This window comes from Rothia sp. 27098_8_29 (assembly GCF_041432785.1).
GTDB lineage: Bacteria > Actinomycetota > Actinomycetes > Actinomycetales > Micrococcaceae > Rothia > Rothia mucilaginosa.
This window is the reverse complement of sequence record NZ_JAPWAI010000009.1, coordinates 1-17,810: the sequence shown is the minus strand read 5'-3', so window position 1 is coordinate 17,810 and position 17,810 is coordinate 1. Positions and strand designations below refer to the sequence as shown.

Below are 17,810 nucleotides of genomic sequence, written 5' to 3'. Positions count from 1 at the left end.
GCATAGCGTGCCTAATCGTAAGGAAAGCGGTATCGCCCGTAGTGACATCAGGGTGTCCGAGCTCTGCGAGGGCGGGTCCCCTGCAGGAACGAGGGCGCATACCGCTTTCCGCTTAACTCGTAGGGACAATTCCCCATGTGCAGGGCGTAAAATCGTGTATAACACGGCGGCACGTCGCGCGGTTTGTCCTGCCTAGAAACTGCCCTGTCGCCTCCTGTTTTCGCACACTCACTCTAGGAGTTTTATGCTCACCGTCTCTACTGTGCCGCTTGTTTTGTGTACGGCACTTGTTGCGTTGACTTTGTTGATTAGCGGTATTGCTAAGGCTAAGGATCCGCAGAGTACCGTGACCGGTATTCAGAATCTTGGTTTGGAGAAGATCGCGCCGACCCGTGCGGTGTCGCTGATTTTGCCGTGGTTCGAAATCGCACTAGCCGCCGTTCTGTTGCTGTCGCCGGTGCGTTTGCCTGCGGTGATTGCTTCGGGTTTGGCGCTGATTCTGATGCTGTTCTATACGGTGGTGATTGCGCGCGCTCTGGCGACGGGTCGTACTGCGGGTTGTAATTGTTTCGGTTCTGAGTCGAATGCGCCGGTGAGCCGTTATACGCTGGTCCGTAATATTGCGCTGCTGTTGGCGGCGGCTGGCGCGCATGCGAGCGCGTTGAAGGGTGGCACGGGTGTTGTGTCGACTCTGCTGGGTCTGGATAATAGCGGCTGGACTTGGGTTTTTGGTGCGGCGCTGATTGCTGTGACGTTGGAGGCTGTTCGCCGCGGTGATGCTCTTGCGCAGCCGGAGCCGCAGGCTGAGGTGATTTTGCCGGAGCCGGTGTATGACGAGAACGGTGAAGAGCAATATGTTCGCATGCCGATCCCGCATGCGGCGCTGTATCTGGAGAATGGTCGCCACACGAATTTGCGTGCGTTGGCTAAGAATCAGGCGCGTGTGCTGGTGTTTGTGTCGGCGACCTGCGCTGGTTGTGTGAAATTTTTGAAGACGATGGCTTCGTGGCAGGAGCGTCTGCCGCAGGTGGCGTTGCATCCGGTGTATTCGAGTCTGGATTCGTTGCAGACGTCGCGTAATGCGGGTACGTTGCCGGAGGGTTTGACTCCGTTGATTGACCGTGAGGCTGGTGCGCGCGCGAATTTTGGTAATGGTGTGCCGTTGGCTGTGGTTTTGGGCGCTGATGGTCTGATTGCTGGCGGCCCGGTGGCTGGTAAAGAAGAGGTTGAGGCGCTGCTTGCCGATATTGAGGCGCAGTTCGCTGAGGCTGCTCGTCTGGCTGAGGAGGAGCGTCAGGAGCAGATGCGTAAGGCGTTTGCAGCGGGTCCGTCGAATGTTGAGGGCGACCACCTCTAAACACGCTCCTATCGTCCAGCCCCTGTAGCGCCTCTGTAGCACTTCCGATAGCCCCGTCCAGCTCTTACTGCCCTTACCGGCAGGTGCCGGGTGGGGCTATGCTAGAACGTAGCGCACACACCGCTTATATGCCGCGGTCACCTTGCCTGGTGGCGGTTGGCGCATCCTCAACCCTGTCTAAGGAGTTTTTATGGCAATGATGAGTTTCAACGCTCCGGCTGAGCGTGAGAAGTCGCTGTGGTTGGTCCGTAAGGAGAGCAACCCGAATCATTCTCAGTGGTACATTGACCGTTTTAAGGCGATGGAGGCTGAGGGTAATGATATGGCGGGTGAGTCTCGTCTGGTGAATGCGTTGGCTTCTCGTGGCGCTAAGATTCTTGATGCGGGTTCGGGTCCTGGTCGTGTGGGTAAGCAGCTGCACGCGTTGGGTCACCGTGTGACGGGTGTGGATATTGATCCTGAGCTGATTGAGGAGGCGCGCCGCGTCTGCCCGGATGCTACGTGGATTACTGCCGATTTGGTGGATCTGCCGGAGGTACTGGGTATTGAGGGTGAGGCTACGGCGGAGAATGGTTTTGAGCTGCTGGTGTGTGCGGGTAATGTGATGGGTTTCTTGGCTCGTTCGACTCGTAAGCCGGTGGTTGAGAATTTCCGTCGCGTGTTGGCGCCGGGTGGCCGCGCTGTCGTGGGTTACGGTTCGGGTCCGGGCCGTGATTATGCGTTTGAGCAGTTCCTCGCTGATGCCCGCGAGGTTGGTCTGAATGTTGATAACACGTATTCGTCGTGGCAGATGCACCCGTTTGTTGAGGGTTCTTCGGAGTTTTTGGTGGCGGTGCTGTCGCGCCCGGCGAGCTAGGTTCGCGTCGAAAGCTAGCGCGCAGTACGTCTTGAGTTAGGCATACAAATGGCCCGGCGCCTGCCCCGTGTGGGGTGGGTGCCGGGCCTTTGCTGCGTCTTATGTGGCTGCGTTTCTACCGGGTCTAGTGAATGAGGTAGATGGTGCGGGCGAGTTCTTCGGGCAAGAAGGATGCGGCGAAGAGGATTGCCACGATGATGACGGCGAGTGCGGTCATGAGGCTGGAGCGCCAGCCGGGGTGCAGTTCGTTGAAGGTGATGAGTCCCTTGTGTTCTTTGTCCATGTTGACCACGTTGATCTGTTTGTAGATGGTGGTTTGGGCGGAGAGTTTGGAGGAGACTTCTCGCATGGTTTTGCCATCCCAGACGCGGCCGTCGATACGCATGAGCTGTTTGCCATCTTTGTCGACGGCCCACATGGCGGGGAAGCTGCGGTAGCGTAGGCGGCCGGCGACGGTTTTGAGTTTCTGGCCGTAGGCTTTTTTGGGGTAGAGCTTTTCGACGTAGATGGTGTGGTCGATGTTTTCGAGGGGTACGGCGAACCAGCCGAAGGTGCGTGCGCGGAGCACGTGGGTTTTGGTGATGACGATGATGGTGGGTTTGAGGACTGAGTAGAGGTTTACGCCTGCGATGGTGCCGATGAGCAGTACGAGGAGGGTGTACGGCAGGGCGGGTCGCTTGTAGAGGATGAAGGCGAGCGCGGCGAGGAGCACGATGGTGCCGGGGAGTGCCGCTTCGATGCGCCTGCCGTAGGAGCGCATGCGGGGGTGGAATAGTTCGTTGACTTCGCCGTATTTGGCGGGGACTTCGTGAGCGCGTTCTGCCATATACACAACTTTAGTGTGTGCGGTGCGTGAAACCTAGCGGACTACCTGCGTTACTCTGGTTCTATGCGTAATTTTTCTCCCGTGGAGCGGGTTCTGGCAATGTGGATGGTCGGTGTTGTGGTGGCGGTTTCTGTGGCTGCTGCGGCGCTGGTTATGACGAATAAGCTGGTGTATGGTCCGACGGGTCAGGTGCGGGAGTATTTTCATGCGTTGCGTACGGGTAATGGTTCGTATGCGCGTGGTTTGTTGGGTGCGCAGATTCCTGAGGGTGACGCCTCTTTGCTGGATGGGGATGCTTTGAGGCGTTCGGTGTCTTCGTTGGGTGAGGTGTCGTATGAGGTGGTGGAGACCAGCGAGGATGGGGAGCATGCGACGGTGCGTGCGTCCTATACGTTGGAGGGTTCGCAGCAGCATACGGATTTTCGTTTGCACCGTTCGGGCACGCATTGGGGCTTTTTTGATAAGTGGGCTATTGATGAGGCGTCTTTGCCGTCGGTGAAGGTGAATATTCAGGGTGTGGAGGCTGCGACGATTAATAACCGTAAGGTTGCGGTGGATGATGGTGCGGCGTCGTTCCCGGTGTTTTATCCGGGTGTGTATGCGGTGTCGTATGATTCGACGGTTTATACGGCGCAGAAGGTGAATGAGGTGGTGACTGCGCAGGATGCGAATCATGCGGTGCGTATGGAGTTGAAGCCGAGTGATAATGCGTTGTCATCGGTGAAGGAGCAGGTGCAGGATCATTTGAAGAAGTGTACGCAGCAGAGCACTCTTTATCCGGGTGGGTGCCCTTTTGAGTATGCGTTTACGGGTCGTGTGGATTCTGAGGTGAAGTGGTCTGTGGTGAAGGTTGCGGATCCGCAGGTGAGTGTGAGTTCGGCGGGTGTGTGGTCGTTGAAGCCGATGTCGGGTACGGCGAAGGTGTCGTTTACTCAGTTGGATTTGTATACGGGTGAGCGTTCGCAGGTGCAGAAGGAGATTCCGTTTACGTTGAAGGCGTCGGTGGAGGCGGATGCGAAGGCGGTCCGCCTCTCCTTCTAAGGACGAACGACGAGAGCCAGTATGCTCTGAACGCGACATCAGGGTGCCCGAGCGAAGCGAGGGCGGGTTCCCTGTAGGAGCGAAGAGCATACTGGCTCGTGGCTTATACGGGTTGAGAAAGGGCCGGTGTTATCCGTAGCGACATCAGGGTGTCCGAAGCGAAGCGAGGACGGGTGCCCCTGTAGGAGCGAGGATGACCCGGCCCTTTCGAGTCCCACAATCCTAAAAAGCACAAAGGGAACCGGCGCTATCCGTAGCGGTATCAGGGCGGCACAGCAGAAAAGGGTCAGTATTATCCGTAGCGACATCAGGGTGTCCGAGCGAAGCGAGGACGGGTGCCCCTGTAGGAGCGAGGATAATACTGACCCTTGATTCTTTTATAGATCCCTAGTTGATACCGCGAAGGTCCAGGACGAGTTCGCTTTCGTCTGCTTCGTCACCGGTCACGACGACGGGAATACCCCAGTCCTGCTGGTAGAGGTGGCATGCTGCGTGCTCGGGGATGTCACCGTCGGGGGTGCCGTCGCAGGCGGCGGCGCGAGCGGTGATGTGCAGGACTGCCTCGGTGATTTCGGGGTTGAGTACGAGGGTGCGGGTCAGTCCGGTGGAGGTGCCGGCGCCTTCCAGGATGAAGTTCTCGGGGGTGGATGAGATCTTCAGCTGGGTGGGGTCGCCCCAGCGGGTGTCGAGCTTCTGGCCGGTGGGCACGGTGAATCGTGAGGTGAATTCGAGGGTGCCGCCGGTGAGCTTGGTGGAGGGGCGTGCGGTGGTGATGGCGCCTTCGTCGACGTGCTGTGCCTTGGCGGGGATGGAGGCGCGTACGAGCTGGTGGGCGTTGGTTTCGACGATGATGAGGCGCGGTTCTTCGCCGAGTGCTTCTTCGACGAGCAGGTCGGAGGGTTCGTCGAGGCCGCGTTCGAGGGTGCCGAGGGTGCCGGTAACCGGGTCCCAGCGGCGGATGGCGCCGTTGTAGGTGTCGGCGACTGCGATAGATCCGTCGGGCAGTTCGGTCAGGCCGAGGGGGTGCTGCATGCGGGCGGTGTCGGAGTCGCCGTCGACGAAGCCGAAGTCGAACAGGCCCTTGCCGACGGCGGAGGTGACCTGTACGCCGTCTTCGGTGAAGGTGATGTGGCGCAGGCCGCTGGTTTCGGAGCATGCGACCCAGAGGCTACCGTCGCGTGCTTCGATGATGCCGGAGGGCTGGGCGAACCATGCGTCGGCGGCAGGGCCGTCGGCGAGGCCTTCGACGCCGGAGCCTGCGAAGATGCTGACGGTGCCGGTGACGGGTTCGTAGCCGAAGAGCTGGTGGGTGCCTGCCATGGCGATGATGAACTGGCCGGCTTCGCGGGAGTAGACGGCATCCCAGGGCGAGGAGAGCGCAATCTCGGTGGCGGGTACACCGGCGGGGATGTGGTTGGGGTCGCCGGTGATGGCGTTGTCGCCATCGATGACGCGCTGCACGCCGTTGCCTGCGAGGGTGCGTACTTCGCCGGTGCTCAGGTTGAGGGAGCGCAGGCGGTGGTTGACGGTGTCGGCGACGAGCACGTCGTAGCCGAGCTGTTCGCGCAGGTTTTCGGGTACGAGGGCGAGGCCGGCGGGCTCGTTGAAGCGTGCTTCGGTGCCGGTGCCGTCGACGTGGCCCTTGACGGGGTGGTTGATGGGGTCGTTGCCGCCGCCGTAGGTGTTGATGACGGTGTTGAGGTCGGCTGCTACCTGCAGGATGCGGTGGCGTGCGGTGTCTGCGACGAGGTAGGTGCGTTCGCGGTTGCCGAAGAGGTTTGCGGGGCCGAATTCGGCGGGCAGTTCGATGGCCTTGCCGGGGAAGGCGTAGGTGCCGGCTGCCTTGGGGCGGGGCACGTAGGGGCCGTCACCGCGGTGTAGGGTGCCCTTCGCCTCGTGCTCGGCGACGAGTTCGCGTACGAGGGAGGTGAGGCCCTGCACGTGGCCTTCGCCGGAGAGGTGGGCGACGATGTAGCCTTCGGGGTCGACGACGACGAGGGTGGGCCATGCGCGGGCGGTGTAGGCCTGCCAGGTGGTCAGTTCGGGGTCGTCAAGTACGGGGTGGGTGATGTGGTAGCGGTCGACGGCTGCGGCGAGCGCTACGGGGTCTGCTTCGTGTTCGAATTTGGGGCTGTGTACGCCGACGGTGACGAGCACGTCGGAGAATTCTTCTTCGAGAGGGCGTAGTTCGTCGAGGACGTGCAGGCAGTTGATGCAGCAGAGGGTCCAGAAGTCGAGAATAACGATTTTGCCGCGAAGGTCCTGCAGAGTGAGGTTCTTGTCGCCGGTGTTGAGCCAGGCGCGGCCTTCGAGTTCGCTGGCGCGCACGCGTACGCTGCGGGTGGTGTTCTCACTCATGGGTTCTCTCTCCTGTTGGGTGCGCCGTGTGTGGGCGCGTCGGTTTGCTGTCCCCATTATGCCAGCGTGGTGGGGGTGGTTCGCTGGGAGTTGAGCATTGTGAACGCGGGAGGTAACGGCTCGTCATATTACGTCATATTTGCGTGAGTTGAGGAGTGCGAAAGTGGTATGCACGGGTTTGGAAATCATTGCATCTCATTCATTCGCCATGCCCTCCGGTACCGATACGCCGGGGCACCCCCAAAATATTTAACTTAATAAGTTAAGCCTTACCTAACTATTGATTAACTCAATCCTTAATTTTTAGACTGGGAGGGTGCGGTTTTTCGCACACCATTCTGCGGGACTCGCCGATGACCCCGCCCCCACTCAAGGCCCGCCCTACAGGCGGCGCCCCCAAGAGAAAGGCCTCCCATGGTGCAACGTCAGCTCCCCAAGCCCAGCGAACTACTTGAGTTTATGCAATTCAAGAAGCCCAGCCTCGATTTTGCAGGTAACCGCCTACAGAGCGCACTGACCATCTACGATTTGCGCCGCATCGCAAAGCGCCGCACACCCGCCGCCGCTTTCGACTACACGGACGGCGCCGCGGAAGGTGAACTGTCAATGGCCCGCGCCCGCCAGGCCTTCGAGGATGTCGAGTTCCACCCGGGCATCCTGACGGATGTTTCCACCGTAGACACCACCACGCAGGTACTGGGCGGTACCTCCGCTCTACCCTTCGGTATCGCCCCCACGGGCTTCACACGCCTCATGCAGACCGAGGGCGAGATTGCCGGATCCGGCGCGGCGGGGGCAGCGGGCATCCCCTTCACCCTCTCAACCCTGGGTACAACCAGCATTGAGGATGTGCGCCGAGTCAACCCAAATGGCCGCCTGTGGTTCCAGCTGTACGTGATGCGTCAGCGTGAGATTTCCTACGGCCTGGTCGAGCGTGCCGCAAAGGCCGGCTACGATACGCTCTTCTTCACCGTGGATACGCCCATTGCGGGGGCGCGCCTGCGCGATAAGCGCAACGGCTTTTCCATTCCGCCCCAGCTTTCGCTGAAGACAGTGGCGAACGCGATTCCGCGCCCGTGGTGGTGGTATGACTTCCTCACCACGCCCAAATTGGAGTTCGCTTCACTCTCCTCGACAGGCGGCACGGTGGGCGAATTGCTGGACGCTGCCATGGATCCGTCCATCAATTACGAGGATCTTAAGGAAATCCGTGAGTTGTGGCCCGGCAAGATTGTCATTAAGGGCGTGCAAAACGTGGAGGATTCCAAGAAGCTGGCTGATTTAGGCGTGGACGGCATCCTACTGTCGAACCACGGCGGCCGCCAGTTGGACCGCGCTCCGGTTCCCTTCCACCTGCTCCCGGAAGTGGTTCGCGAGGTCGGCAAGGACACCGAAGTTATGGTGGATACCGGCATTATGAACGGCGCGGATGTGGTGGCCTCGCTGGCCTTGGGCGCCAAGTTCACGCTGATTGGCCGCGCCTACCTATACGGACTCATGGCGGGTGGCCGCCGCGGTGTGGATCGCACGATTGAGATCCTCTCGGAAGAGGTGCGCCGCACAATGCGCCTGCTACAGGTCAGTTGCGTTGAGGAACTCGAACCCAAGCATGTGACGCAATTGCGCCGCCTGCAACCCATTCCGAAGATTTAAACCTCTCCATCCCCGAGTGAGAAATAATTAAAGACGCCCCGCACGCATCACGTATAGATGCGCGCGGGGCGTTGGTATCCCTAGTGTGGTGGGCTGTTCTGCCCAGTGGGCAGGAGCTAGTTTTTACTTGGCGCCTGCGACCTCGGAGAGGTCACCAATCTTGGTGGGCTTGACCGGGGTCTTAGCGGTGCCACTGAAGCCGTCGATGCGGCCGGGGGCCTTCGGAGTTTCGATGGTGGAGACGTCGGTCGCCTGCTCGAAGGTCTTGGTGTTCAGCACGGATGCGGTGCCGTCTGCATTGACGACGGTGTAGAGGTTGTCCTTGGGGTTGGTCTTGATCCAGGAGCCGTCCTCTTTCACGACGATGGTTGTGCCGTTGGAGTCCATGCTGGTCCACACACCGTTATTCTGGATGCTGACGATAGCGCCGTCCTTGGATTCGAATGCAGCGAGTTTATCGGTGTAGTAGACGGTGCCGTCGCTGGTCTGCGCCTTCTTCACACCAGCCTCGTTCTTGAGCTGCTCCAGGGCTTTCTTGCTGGCGGTGTAGCCTGCGGAGGCTGCCTGATCGGCGGATTCCTGGCCCTTCTTGAGCGCTTCGGTTGCTTCGCTGGGCAGACCGCTGGGGGTGCTGATGGTGCCCTGGGTGGTCTTGGTTTCTGCCTTGGTGGTTTCAGTTGCTGCGGAGGTGGTGCTCTTGCTGGTTGCTGCTGCGGAGGTGCTTGCGGGTGCCGAGGCAGTTGCGGAAGCGGTTGCAGAAGCGGACGCGCTTGCCGATGCGGAGGAATTGGAGTTGGTGCCGGAGTTACCGCCGCAGGCTACGAGGCCGAGGGCACCGGCAATGGTCAGGGACAGTACAGCAATTGACTTCTTCACTGAATTTCTCTTTTCTGTATGCGCCGCTCTGCGACGGCGCAGTGCGTGGTGTGGTTGACCTGTACTCCAGTGTGCCCGGAGTACGCCTCCATGCTAGCACCGTGACCTGAAAGCTCCCTGAGATGTTGCGGTGCTTCCCCCCCCCCGCTTTTCGCGGGTCTTCTCAGCGTAGCTTGAAGACGCAAAACGCCCCGCACGCATCACGGTCGGATGCGCACGGGGCGTTGGTGTCCCTGTTCTGTCAGGCTATTCGGCCCAGGGGGCAGGAGCTCGTTTTTACTTGAGGCCTGTAATCTCAGAAAAGTCAGCAACCTTGGTGGGCTTGGCCGGGGTCTTAGCGGTGCCGCGGAAGCCGTCGACGGGGCCAGGGGCCTTCGGGATATCGATGGTGGAGAGGTCGGTCGCCTGCTCTAAGGTCTTAGTGTTCAGCACGGCAGCGGCGCCATCTGCCCTAACGGCGGTGTAGAGGCTGTCCTCGGGGTTGGTCTTGATCCAGGAGCCGTCCTCATCCACGACGATGGTTCCACGGTTGGAGTCAAAGCTACTCCACGCACCGGTATTTTTGATGATGACAATAGCGCCGTCCTTGGATTCGAATGTAGCGACTTCATCGTTGTAGTAGACGGTGCCGTCGCTGGTCTGTGCCTTCTTGACGCTGGAATCTTCCTTGAACTCGTTCAGGGATTCCTTGCTGGCGCGGTACAGTGCGGAGGTTGCCTGCTGGTTGGATTCCTCGCTCTTCTTAAGTGCTTCGCTTGCTTCGCTGGGCAGAGCGCTGGGGGCGCTGATGGTGCCCTGGGTGGTCTTGGTTTCTGCCTTGGTGGTTTCAGCTGCGGCGGAGGTGGTGCTTGCGCTGGTTGCCACGGCGGAGGCAGTTGCAGAAGCAGACGCACCTGCCGATGCGGAGGGGCTGGAGGTGGATCCGCCGGAGTTGCCGCCGCAGGCTGCAAGGCCGAAAGTTGCGGCGAGGCTCAGGGACAGAACAGCAATAGACTTCTTCACGGCAGATTTCTCTTTCCGTCATGCGTCGCTCTGCAACGGCGCAGTGCGTAGTGTGGTTGGGGTACAGGCGGGTATGTCCCCGGTGTACGCCCTCATGCTAGCACCGCGACCTGAAAACTCCCTGGGTTGCCGCGCGCCGGTGGACCCCCTCCCCCGCTACTCTCACAGCCCTTTGTGTTCAAGCTCCCTAGAACACAAAAACGCCCCGCACGCATCACGTTCGGATGCGCACGGGGCGTCTTATAGGTCAAGGGGCTGTTACGCTCTGGTAGCGTCACAAGCCGCTGTTAGCTCTTTACAGCTTACTTGGGCTGTGCGGGCTTGACGGGGGTGATCTTAGCCTGTGCGGGCTTTGCGGGAACCTTCGGAGCCTTCAGGTCTGCCTTCTCGCCGCCAACGATGGAGGTTACTTCACCGGATGCGTCCACGGTTGCCTGCAGGCCGCTGTTAGCCTGGATGCTCCAGGAGCCGTCAGCCTTGACTGCGACCTGGCCGTTTGCGTCCTGGCGGCTCCAGGAGCCGTCAGCCTGTACAGCTACCTGACCTTCGTCACCCTGAACGGCCCAGCCGCCATCCTCGGAAACGATAACGTCGCCCTCAACGGTGGAAGAGGAGTTACCCTCGGAGTCCTTGGACTCAACCTTGGTGCCCTTTTCGTCGGACTCTACCTTGGAGGAGTTGCCCTCGGATTCCTTAGCGTCTACGGATGCCTTGCCGTCTGCACCGACCTTCACGTCTGCGGAGTTGCCTTCGCCGTCGTTAGCCTTGACAGTGACGTTGCCGTCCTTGTCAACCTTCACGTCTGCAGTAGCGGAAGCAGAAGCTGCCGAGGTGGTTGCAGCTGCAGAGGATGCCTTAGCCGATGCGCTTGCCGAAGCGGATGCGGATGCAGTCGCGGTGGTGGAAGAGGACTGGGAGCCGCATGCGCTCAGGCCCAGTGCGCCTACGAAAGCGATGGACAGAACCGCGGTGGTCTTCTTCATTGCGGGGGCGATAGCCATTGTTTCTCCTTGTGGTTGTTGAGTATGGTGCGGCTAGTTGACGACGTACTCGCGTCGTGCGCAGGATCCTTGTGGGATTCCATAACGATTATCGGTGTAACCAACCGCGTTAATTCTATCGAGTTTGGGCATGATTATCCGGGTGCGTGGGCGTTCTTCCGCATTCTAGCGAGTGGGATAGCCCACGTTTTCGCCGGGAGTATCAATCTGTTGTTTAGCGGCGGGGAGTGGCGGGCTTGACGGGGTTAACAGTAGCGCCAGCGGGCTTGGCGGGAACGGTCGGTACCTTAATGGTGCCGCTGCCGCCGGTCTGTTCCCAGGTGCCGTTAGCTTCTACTTCAATGACGCCGTTCTCACTGGTCTGTTCCCAGGAGCCGTCAGCATCGACCTCAACGACGCCTCCATCGCCAACGCGCTCCCAGGAGCCGTCAGCTCGTACCTCAATGATGTCGCCGTTGGGTGCGTGGTAGGACCAGCCGCCGTCGGCCTTGATTTCGATGAGGGTGTAGCCGTTGGCTGCGCTGACGGTTCCACTATCGACGGTCACGGAGCCATTCGAGCCGCTCTTGGCGGAGGTCTCGCCTGCCTTCTCGTCGACCTTTGCGGAGGAACCGGAGTTGTTCGATGCAGAGCCGCCGTTGACGGTTGCGTTGCCGCTAGCGTCTGCAGTCACGCCGGTACCGTTGGCGCCGTTGACGGTCACGCCGCCTTCGGTGACGGTTACGGTGCCCTGGGAGCTGCTTGCGGTGGCACTCGGGGAGGCTGCGTCGCTTGCCTTGACGGTGACCTTGCCGTTGCCCGCATTAACTGCCGCGTCGGCGGTGGAGGATGCCTTGGCGGTTGCGGTTGCGGTGGGTGCCGGGGCGGAAGCGGAGGTGTTCTGCGCACCGCAGGCGCTCAGGCCGAGTGCTGCGATTGTTGCCAGTGACAGTGCTGCCGCGCCAGTGCGGAAGCGACGGTTGGTGGTCTGTGCGGAAGTGTTCTGGGCGGGGCGTGCCATGAGGTGGTTCTCCTTGTGCGTCCCGGAGGGTCAATCGTCCGGGGTTTGTATGGTTGATTTTCCGGTTGGATGGGGCCGTTGTGTATGGTGTGTGGCTTTTCCTTCGCCGGTGACTCCAGCTTAGGGTGTGAGTCTAAGATTGAGCTTTAGTTTGCTGTGTTTAAGCTGTGTTCGCACGGCGATGTATAAGTATTTTTCTCAGCGGGTTTGATAATCCCGATTTTTCGCTCAGCTCATGCATAGCTTTATGCTCAAATGAATAAATTTTCTTTATTTTTCTGTAGCCCATCATAGCTTCCTCTGTGAAAACGGGCCACTTTCTGTGTTTTATGGCTCGAGTATAGGGTTAGGGTCTTGAATACCCACTTCTCACCCCTCCACATGTTTCTTCTACTTCCTACCGTTCCCCCTCCCCTGTCTCTAGACACAACAAATTGGCATAACAAAAGACCCCCACCGTGAGGGTGGGGGTCTTTTATCAGATTCAAAGTCTCAAGAATTACTTCTTCTTAGCGACTGCTGCCTTCAGCTTGGAGCCTGCGGTCAGCTTCACGCCGTGACCGGCGGGAATCTGGATGGTTTCGCCGGTCTGCGGGTTACGGCCGGTACGAGCTGCACGGTCGGTGCGCTCGATTGCCATCCAACCGGGGATGGTGATCTTCTCGCCCTTGGAGACGGAAGACTCGAAAACCTGGAACACTGCGTCGAGGACTGCATTCACGGTTGCCTGGCTCTTGCCAGACTTCTCTGCAACCTCTGCAACGAGTTCGGTACGGTTCTTAGCCATTAGGGTGCCCCTTCCAGAGACTTAAGGTTTGAGTCTAAAGCGAGTGACCGTCGGTGACGACGGAAAACCGTTTAGGAACTAAAATACCAGATTTACCAGCTGGACTTGGTGATACCGGGCAGCTCGCCACGGTGTGCCATCTCGCGGAAGCGCACGCGGGAGATACCGAACTTCTGGAAGGTACCGCGGGGGCGGCCGTCGATCTGGTCGCGGTTACGCACGCGAACGGGGGAAGCGTTGCGGGGCAGCTTCTGCAGTGCCACGCGTGCTGCTTCGCGCTCCTCGGGGGTAGCGTTCTCGTCGATCAGGGTCTTCTTCAGCGCGATACGCTTCTCGTTGTAGCGAGCGACGATGACCTTGCGCTGCTCGTTGCGAGCGATCTTGGACTTCTTAGCCATTCTTAGCGCTCCTCTCGGAAGTCAACGTGCTTGCGGACGACGGGGTCGTACTTCTTCAGCACCATGCGGTCGGGGTTGTTGCGGCGGTTCTTACGGGTCACGTAGGTGTAACCGGTGCCAGCAGTGGACTTGAGCTTGATGATAGGACGGAGGTCCTTAGCCTTGGATGCCATTTACTAGATCTTCTCCCCGCGTGCGATGATTTCTGCAACAACGGCATCGATGCCACGAGCATCGATAACCTTGATGCCCTTAGCGGACACGTTCAGGGTTACCTTACGACGCAGCGAAGGAACCCAGTAGGTCTTCTTCTGAACGTTCGGGTCGAATCGACGCTTGTTGCGGCGATGCGAGTGCGAAATGCTGTGTCCAAAGCCGGGAACAGCTCCGGTCACCTGGCAGACTGCTGCCATGTTTCACTCCTTTATTGATTGACTTTTATGACGGTACGCAGTCGATGTTACTCGTAAGCGTCCCGCCACCAATGTAGAAGCACCGGGTTATTCGCCGGGCTAGAGTGTTTGAGATCGTCACGTGGGTGAGAGGCCACGCATCGATCCCCGCCGCGGGAAAAACGGTGAAGCTTATCAGTGTCGAGAGGCGTTTCCACCACTACGAACAGCGTTAAATTCTAGGTAAATACGGGGGTTCGCGCAAGCCTGCACGCCGGATTTTGCCTTAAAAATCCGCGGAATCTCGGTGTTCTGAGCCGATTGCGCCTCGTTTAAGCGAAGCGCTCGATTCGCGGATGCACGCCTGCCTTCGAGCGGCAAACATACCTATCCATTCTACCAAAAATGGGTGTTTTTGCAAGTCCAGATGTTTTTAAGGGATTCATTAACGCCCCTAGTCAGGCGTTAATGCGCCTTTTTAAGAACGGATGTTCTCTATGTGACCGGGGATAAATTACACCGGTGAAATTCATGTTGTGAGATTAACAGCTTAAGCCGGATTTAAGCCTTAAACAGCCCCGTACCACCGATTCTTGCGGTGTGCGCAGGGCTGTTAAACAGGCTTAAACACGCGTTTAAAGAGCTTTTAACTCTCGTTTTAACGCTTCCGCCCCGGTTTTAAAGGGCGGTTTAAGGGTTCCAACGGTACGGGTAACGGCGGATTTACCGTTCCAGTTACGGCGTAGATGCGGGCACAAATACGGTACAGACACAGCACGGGGCGCTCCCCCGGCATACAGTTTTACGCCGTATCGTGAGCCCCCTCAGCATTAGTTCTTAAGGGCGTTAGTTTTTAAGGCTTGCCGCGGGGACCCACTCCGGGTACTTGGGGCTCACACCGTCCCCGGAGCTCGTACCCTTCAGGCGGCGGCCAATCCACGGCAGGGCAAACTCGCGGACCCAGCGTGCCTCCTGCTCAACCTTCTCGCGAGCGGTCAGCTGCACCTCCGGGGGCAGTACCGACTCGGTGACCACACCGGGCAGGCCGAGCTGCGCCAGCACGCGGGATGCGAAGCGTTCGTGGCCGAGGTCGTTCATGTGCAGGCGATCATCAGCCCACAGACGCCAATCAAGGAAGTCATTCCAGCGCCAGTAGTCGATAATGTGCACGCCGTGGTCCTCAGCGATACCGCGCAGTAGCTCGTTATAGGTGGCGGTACGGCCGCGGGTACGGGCGAAGGGGCCCTGCCCCTGTACATCCAGGCCGGTTACGGTAAGCACTTCGATTCCTTCGCCGCGCAGGGTGGCGAAGGCTTCGTCTACGTGGGTCATGAGCTGGTCAATATCCACGTTGGGTCGCATGATGTCGTTGCCGCCGCCGTAGAAGGTGACCAGGTTGGGCTTCAGCGCCAGGGCTGCCGGCAGCTGCTCTTCAAGAATGGGAATGAGCAGGCGGCCGCGGATAGCGAGGTTTGCGTACTGCGCCTGCGGGTCTACTGCACCGAGGCCTTCGGCAACGCGGTCTGCCCAGCCTCGTAGGTTGTTGGGGCGGCGGCGGTCAACGTCGCCCACACCTTCGGTGAAGGAGTCACCGATTGCCACGTAGCGTACTGATTCACCGTTGAGCTTGCCGTTGGAGTCTAGGAGCGGGGTCGTCATTGTGTTCTTCTTTCCGGGCCTCTGTAGAGAATGACCCTTCTATGGAAGAAGCCGGCACACCCGCGCGGTGTACCGGCTTCTTCGCTTAGCTTTCGGTGCGTCCTGTTTTCCAGTATCCCACTGTTATGGGCGCATTATCAGATATGAGCGGGGGTTTCTTAGGATGCGACAGCTGACCCGGTAGCTGCGGATGCCCTCCGCGGATGGGGTACCACCACCACACTGCCGTCGTTAAACGGGTCCGCAACCTCGGCCTTCAGGCTAAAGATGGTGTGCAGGTTCTCGCGGGTGAGCACTTCGTGTGCTTCGCCTTGGGAGACGATGGAGCCGTCCTTCATAGCGACGAGATAGTCGGCGACTCGAGCGGCGAGGTTCAGTTCGTGCAGCACCATGATCATGGTGGTGCCGCGCTGTTCGTTGAGGTCCGAGAGTAGGTCGAGTAGCTCCACCTGATGTGCCAGGTCGAGGTAGGTGGTTGGCTCGTCCAGCAGTAGGATGTCGGTTTCCTGGGCGAGCGCCATGGCAATCCAGACACGCTGACGTTGGCCGCCAGAGAGTTCGGTGACCTGTCGTTCGGCGAGGGACATGGTGTCGGTGGCTTCTAGTGCCCAGGCGACCGCCTCATCATCTTCGGCGCTATTGCGTTTGAAGAGTCCCTGGTAGGGGTAGCGTCCTCGGGAGACGAGGTCGGCTACGGTAATTCCTTCGGGGGCGATGGGATGCTGGGGCATGAGCCCAACCATGCGGGCGAAGCCTTTCATGGAGTATTCGTGGGTGGGTTTGCCGTCGAGGGTGAAGTCGCCGTTGAGCGGCTTGAGTAGTCGGGAGACACCGCGTAGCAGGGTGGATTTACCGCAGCCGTTGGGGCCGATGATGGCGGTGATTTTGCCCTTGGGGAATTCGAGGGAGAGGTCTTTGACGATGGTGGTTTCGCCGTAGCCGAGGCTGACGTTCTCAACTTTGAGGGTGCGTTCGGTGATTTCTTTCATGGCGTCCTTTCTTCTCTAAGGCTTTTCCCAGAAGCCTCCTAACTTAGCCTATCCTAATTTCGGGTCAGAAAATAGCGAATCCCCCGCACTGTTCATACTTCTGTAGAACAGCACGGGGGATTCGCTATATTGGCGACCTTTAAAGGTTCACTTTTCCGCTCACGAGCCAGCCGCCTTCCGCTGCACGCTGGAAGACTTCCTGAGCCATGGTGCGGCTGTAGGTCTTGGAGACATGGTTGTCGTCGATGTAGACGTAGATGTTTCCAACCACGGGGCTGCACATGCCGTCCGGGCAGTACACGTCCTTCAGGTCCACCATGACGGCACCCTGGTTGCGGTACTTGTCGAAGATTTCCTTTGCAGGGTTTTCGGCAGCGTACTTGTCGCTTGCGGGTCGTGCGCAGGAGCTCTTGTCGGCACCGGCCTTCTGAGCGCATTCGTAGATGTTGTACTCGAAGCGCGGGTTATCGCGCAGGCCGATGACCTGGACTCCTGCCTCGGTGAGGCGGCGGACCGTCTCGTCGAGGCTCGGGTCGACTCGTTCGTCGTTCGATCGTGCCTGGGCAACAGTGGCGATGAGCACCACGGTCTGCGGCTTACGCTTGAGAATTTCCTCGGTCATCTTGGTGTTGAATTCCGAGCATTCGTTGCTGGCGTTGACGGCGCGGACCGGGTACTGGCAGCCACCGAGCAGGTAGGTCTGCAGGTTGGTTTTGGTCTGTTCTGCGATGGGCTTGAAGATGCTCAGCGCCTGTTCGGCGTGGGAGTTACCGATGACCATGGTCAGCGGTGCGTCCTCGGGGCCGTACTTCTGCAGGCTGCAGTACTTGGCGAGTGCCGGGTCGGAGGGCGCGAAGCCGCCAACGCAGGGGTCACTCAGTCCGTCGAACTGGGTTTTGACGTCACCGCCGGAGGGGATGGGGTTGTCAATGAGTCCCTGCTGGGCGCCGCCGATAGCGCGGGCGCCGGGGTAGTTTTCGCTGGCGGTCTGTACCTGCAGTTCGGCGTTCTGCTCGGACTGGGTGTTGCGGTAGCCGATCCAGGTCTGTGCGGCTACCAGGGGTACGCCGGCGACCAGGAAGATCGCGAGGATGAAGGCGAGCTGGTCTGCCCAGGTCTTGACCGAGAAGACGGTCTTGAAGCGCATCTTCATCATGAGCCAAGGTACGAAGGGGTCCTTACGGTAGCGCAGCGGCTTTTCGACGAAGCGGATGAGCAGCCATGCCAAGCCGATGGAGGCAAGGATGATGACAGCGCCTTCGATGAAGTTCACGCGGGAGGTACCGACGGCGCTGCTGTAGAGAATGAGGATGGGCCAGTGCACCAGGTACAGGGCGTAGGAGATGTTGCCGAGGTTCTGCAGGGGTGCGGAGACCAGCAGTCGGTCGATGCCCCAGCGGCTGTTGGTGCGGCCTGCCATGATGACGAGCGCGCCAGAGATCACGGGCCAGAGTGCCAGGTAGCCGGGGAATGCTCGTTCCACGGGCAGGATTGCGCCGCAGGTGACCAGGCCGATAATACCGACCCAGCCCATAATTACTCGAGCCTTCTCGGGTGCCTTCCACTTGAGGGTGAGCATTGCCAGCAGGGTGCCGATGGCAAATTCCCACAGGCG

At 59.5% G+C, this 17,810-nt stretch carries 17 protein-coding genes; 4 read left to right on the top strand and 13 right to left on the bottom strand.

What is annotated here, in order from left to right:
• Positions 1 to 244: 244 nt before the first annotated feature.
• Together O3649_RS08640 and O3649_RS08635 are read left to right on the top strand one after the other, a co-directional pair.
• Positions 245 to 1,357: a MauE/DoxX family redox-associated membrane protein gene (locus O3649_RS08640; protein ID WP_070628961.1), complete on the top strand. Its 1,113-nt coding sequence runs from the start codon at positions 245 to 247 to the stop codon at positions 1,355 to 1,357.
• A gap of 190 nt (positions 1,358 to 1,547) precedes the next feature.
• On the top strand, positions 1,548 to 2,213 hold the full coding sequence (locus O3649_RS08635) for a class I SAM-dependent methyltransferase (protein WP_371573794.1): 666 nt from the start codon (positions 1,548 to 1,550) through the stop codon (positions 2,211 to 2,213).
• Between the two features lie 124 nt (positions 2,214 to 2,337).
• Here O3649_RS08635 and O3649_RS08630 read toward each other — a convergent pair whose 3' ends face one another.
• Positions 2,338 to 3,039, bottom strand: coding sequence for a hypothetical protein (locus O3649_RS08630; RefSeq protein ID WP_070628959.1), 702 nt, complete (start codon positions 3,037 to 3,039; stop codon positions 2,338 to 2,340).
• 63 nt (positions 3,040 to 3,102) lie between these two features.
• Between O3649_RS08630 and O3649_RS08625 the strand changes: the two genes are divergently transcribed.
• Positions 3,103 to 4,080 carry a hypothetical protein gene (locus O3649_RS08625; protein WP_314067721.1) on the top strand — a complete coding sequence of 326 codons (978 nt, stop codon included), beginning with the start codon at positions 3,103 to 3,105 and terminating at the stop codon, positions 4,078 to 4,080.
• A gap of 387 nt (positions 4,081 to 4,467) precedes the next feature.
• Here O3649_RS08625 and O3649_RS08620 read toward each other — a convergent pair whose 3' ends face one another.
• Positions 4,468 to 6,438 (bottom strand): NHL domain-containing thioredoxin family protein, encoded by a 1,971-nt coding sequence (locus O3649_RS08620; protein WP_371573792.1) that lies wholly within the window; start codon positions 6,436 to 6,438, stop codon positions 4,468 to 4,470.
• Positions 6,439 to 6,852: 414 nt separating this feature from the next.
• Here O3649_RS08620 and O3649_RS08615 point away from each other — a divergent pair, with 414 nt between their 5' ends.
• Positions 6,853 to 8,091, top strand: coding sequence for an alpha-hydroxy acid oxidase (locus O3649_RS08615; protein WP_200963341.1), 1,239 nt, complete (start codon positions 6,853 to 6,855; stop codon positions 8,089 to 8,091).
• A 123-nt stretch (positions 8,092 to 8,214) separates the two neighbouring features.
• On the opposite strand, the gene O3649_RS08610 is transcribed toward O3649_RS08615, so the two are convergent.
• The 11 genes from O3649_RS08610 to O3649_RS08560 form a co-directional block, all read right to left on the bottom strand.
• On the bottom strand, positions 8,215 to 8,967 hold the full coding sequence (locus tag O3649_RS08610; RefSeq protein ID WP_371573790.1) for a preprotein translocase subunit SecD: 753 nt from the start codon (positions 8,965 to 8,967) through the stop codon (positions 8,215 to 8,217).
• Between the two features lie 276 nt (positions 8,968 to 9,243).
• Positions 9,244 to 9,969, bottom strand: a complete 726-nt coding sequence (locus O3649_RS08605; RefSeq protein WP_371573788.1) for a preprotein translocase subunit SecD — start codon at positions 9,967 to 9,969, stop codon at positions 9,244 to 9,246.
• Positions 9,970 to 10,271: 302 nt separating this feature from the next.
• A complete protein-coding gene (locus O3649_RS08600) occupies positions 10,272 to 10,970 on the bottom strand; it encodes a hypothetical protein (RefSeq protein WP_371573786.1) in 699 nt (232 codons plus the stop codon).
• A 214-nt stretch (positions 10,971 to 11,184) separates the two neighbouring features.
• A complete protein-coding gene (locus tag O3649_RS08595) occupies positions 11,185 to 11,970 on the bottom strand; it encodes a hypothetical protein (protein ID WP_294633220.1) in 786 nt (261 codons plus the stop codon).
• A gap of 499 nt (positions 11,971 to 12,469) precedes the next feature.
• Positions 12,470 to 12,757 (bottom strand): HU family DNA-binding protein, encoded by a 288-nt coding sequence (locus O3649_RS08590; protein WP_005506733.1) that lies wholly within the window; start codon positions 12,755 to 12,757, stop codon positions 12,470 to 12,472.
• A gap of 92 nt (positions 12,758 to 12,849) precedes the next feature.
• Positions 12,850 to 13,155, bottom strand: a complete 306-nt coding sequence (rpsN, locus tag O3649_RS08585) for a 30S ribosomal protein S14 (RefSeq protein WP_005506731.1) — start codon at positions 13,153 to 13,155, stop codon at positions 12,850 to 12,852.
• Positions 13,156 to 13,157: 2 nt separating this feature from the next.
• On the bottom strand, positions 13,158 to 13,328 hold the full coding sequence (rpmG, locus tag O3649_RS08580) for a 50S ribosomal protein L33 (RefSeq protein ID WP_004005967.1): 171 nt from the start codon (positions 13,326 to 13,328) through the stop codon (positions 13,158 to 13,160).
• Positions 13,329 to 13,331: 3 nt separating this feature from the next.
• Positions 13,332 to 13,568 carry a 50S ribosomal protein L28 gene (rpmB, locus tag O3649_RS08575; protein ID WP_004005966.1) on the bottom strand — a complete coding sequence of 79 codons (237 nt, stop codon included), beginning with the start codon at positions 13,566 to 13,568 and terminating at the stop codon, positions 13,332 to 13,334.
• A gap of 825 nt (positions 13,569 to 14,393) precedes the next feature.
• The gene (locus O3649_RS08570) at positions 14,394 to 15,206 is read right to left on the bottom strand and encodes an SGNH/GDSL hydrolase family protein (protein WP_070819124.1); all 813 of its coding nucleotides are present in this window, start codon (positions 15,204 to 15,206) and stop codon (positions 14,394 to 14,396) included.
• A gap of 158 nt (positions 15,207 to 15,364) precedes the next feature.
• The gene (locus tag O3649_RS08565; RefSeq protein ID WP_371573783.1) at positions 15,365 to 16,195 is read right to left on the bottom strand and encodes an ABC transporter ATP-binding protein; all 831 of its coding nucleotides are present in this window, start codon (positions 16,193 to 16,195) and stop codon (positions 15,365 to 15,367) included.
• Between the two features lie 139 nt (positions 16,196 to 16,334).
• A partial coding sequence (locus O3649_RS08560; RefSeq protein ID WP_371573781.1) for an acyltransferase family protein occupies positions 16,335 to 17,810 on the bottom strand: 1,476 nt, incomplete at its 5' end.

Bases quoted from the DNA above. Each gene is read 5' to 3' on its own strand.
- O3649_RS08640 (WP_070628961.1), top strand. From the start codon at position 245: ATGCTCACCGTCTCTACTGTGCCGCTTGTTTTGTGTACGGCACTTGTT.
- O3649_RS08635 (WP_371573794.1), top strand. From the start codon at position 1,548: ATGGCAATGATGAGTTTCAACGCTCCGGCTGAGCGTGAGAAGTCGCTG.
- O3649_RS08630 (WP_070628959.1), bottom strand. From the start codon at position 3,039: ATGGCAGAACGCGCTCACGAAGTCCCCGCCAAATACGGCGAAGTCAAC.
- O3649_RS08625 (WP_314067721.1), top strand. From the start codon at position 3,103: ATGCGTAATTTTTCTCCCGTGGAGCGGGTTCTGGCAATGTGGATGGTC.
- O3649_RS08620 (WP_371573792.1), bottom strand. From the start codon at position 6,438: ATGAGTGAGAACACCACCCGCAGCGTACGCGTGCGCGCCAGCGAACTC.
- O3649_RS08615 (WP_200963341.1), top strand. From the start codon at position 6,853: ATGGTGCAACGTCAGCTCCCCAAGCCCAGCGAACTACTTGAGTTTATG.
- O3649_RS08600 (WP_371573786.1), bottom strand. From the start codon at position 10,970: ATGGCTATCGCCCCCGCAATGAAGAAGACCACCGCGGTTCTGTCCATC.
- O3649_RS08595 (WP_294633220.1), bottom strand. From the start codon at position 11,970: ATGGCACGCCCCGCCCAGAACACTTCCGCACAGACCACCAACCGTCGC.
- O3649_RS08590 (WP_005506733.1), bottom strand. From the start codon at position 12,757: ATGGCTAAGAACCGTACCGAACTCGTTGCAGAGGTTGCAGAGAAGTCT.
- rpsN (WP_005506731.1), bottom strand. From the start codon at position 13,155: ATGGCTAAGAAGTCCAAGATCGCTCGCAACGAGCAGCGCAAGGTCATC.
- rpmG (WP_004005967.1), bottom strand. From the start codon at position 13,328: ATGGCATCCAAGGCTAAGGACCTCCGTCCTATCATCAAGCTCAAGTCC.
- rpmB (WP_004005966.1), bottom strand. From the start codon at position 13,568: ATGGCAGCAGTCTGCCAGGTGACCGGAGCTGTTCCCGGCTTTGGACAC.
- O3649_RS08570 (WP_070819124.1), bottom strand. From the start codon at position 15,206: ATGACGACCCCGCTCCTAGACTCCAACGGCAAGCTCAACGGTGAATCA.
- O3649_RS08565 (WP_371573783.1), bottom strand. From the start codon at position 16,195: ATGAAAGAAATCACCGAACGCACCCTCAAAGTTGAGAACGTCAGCCTC.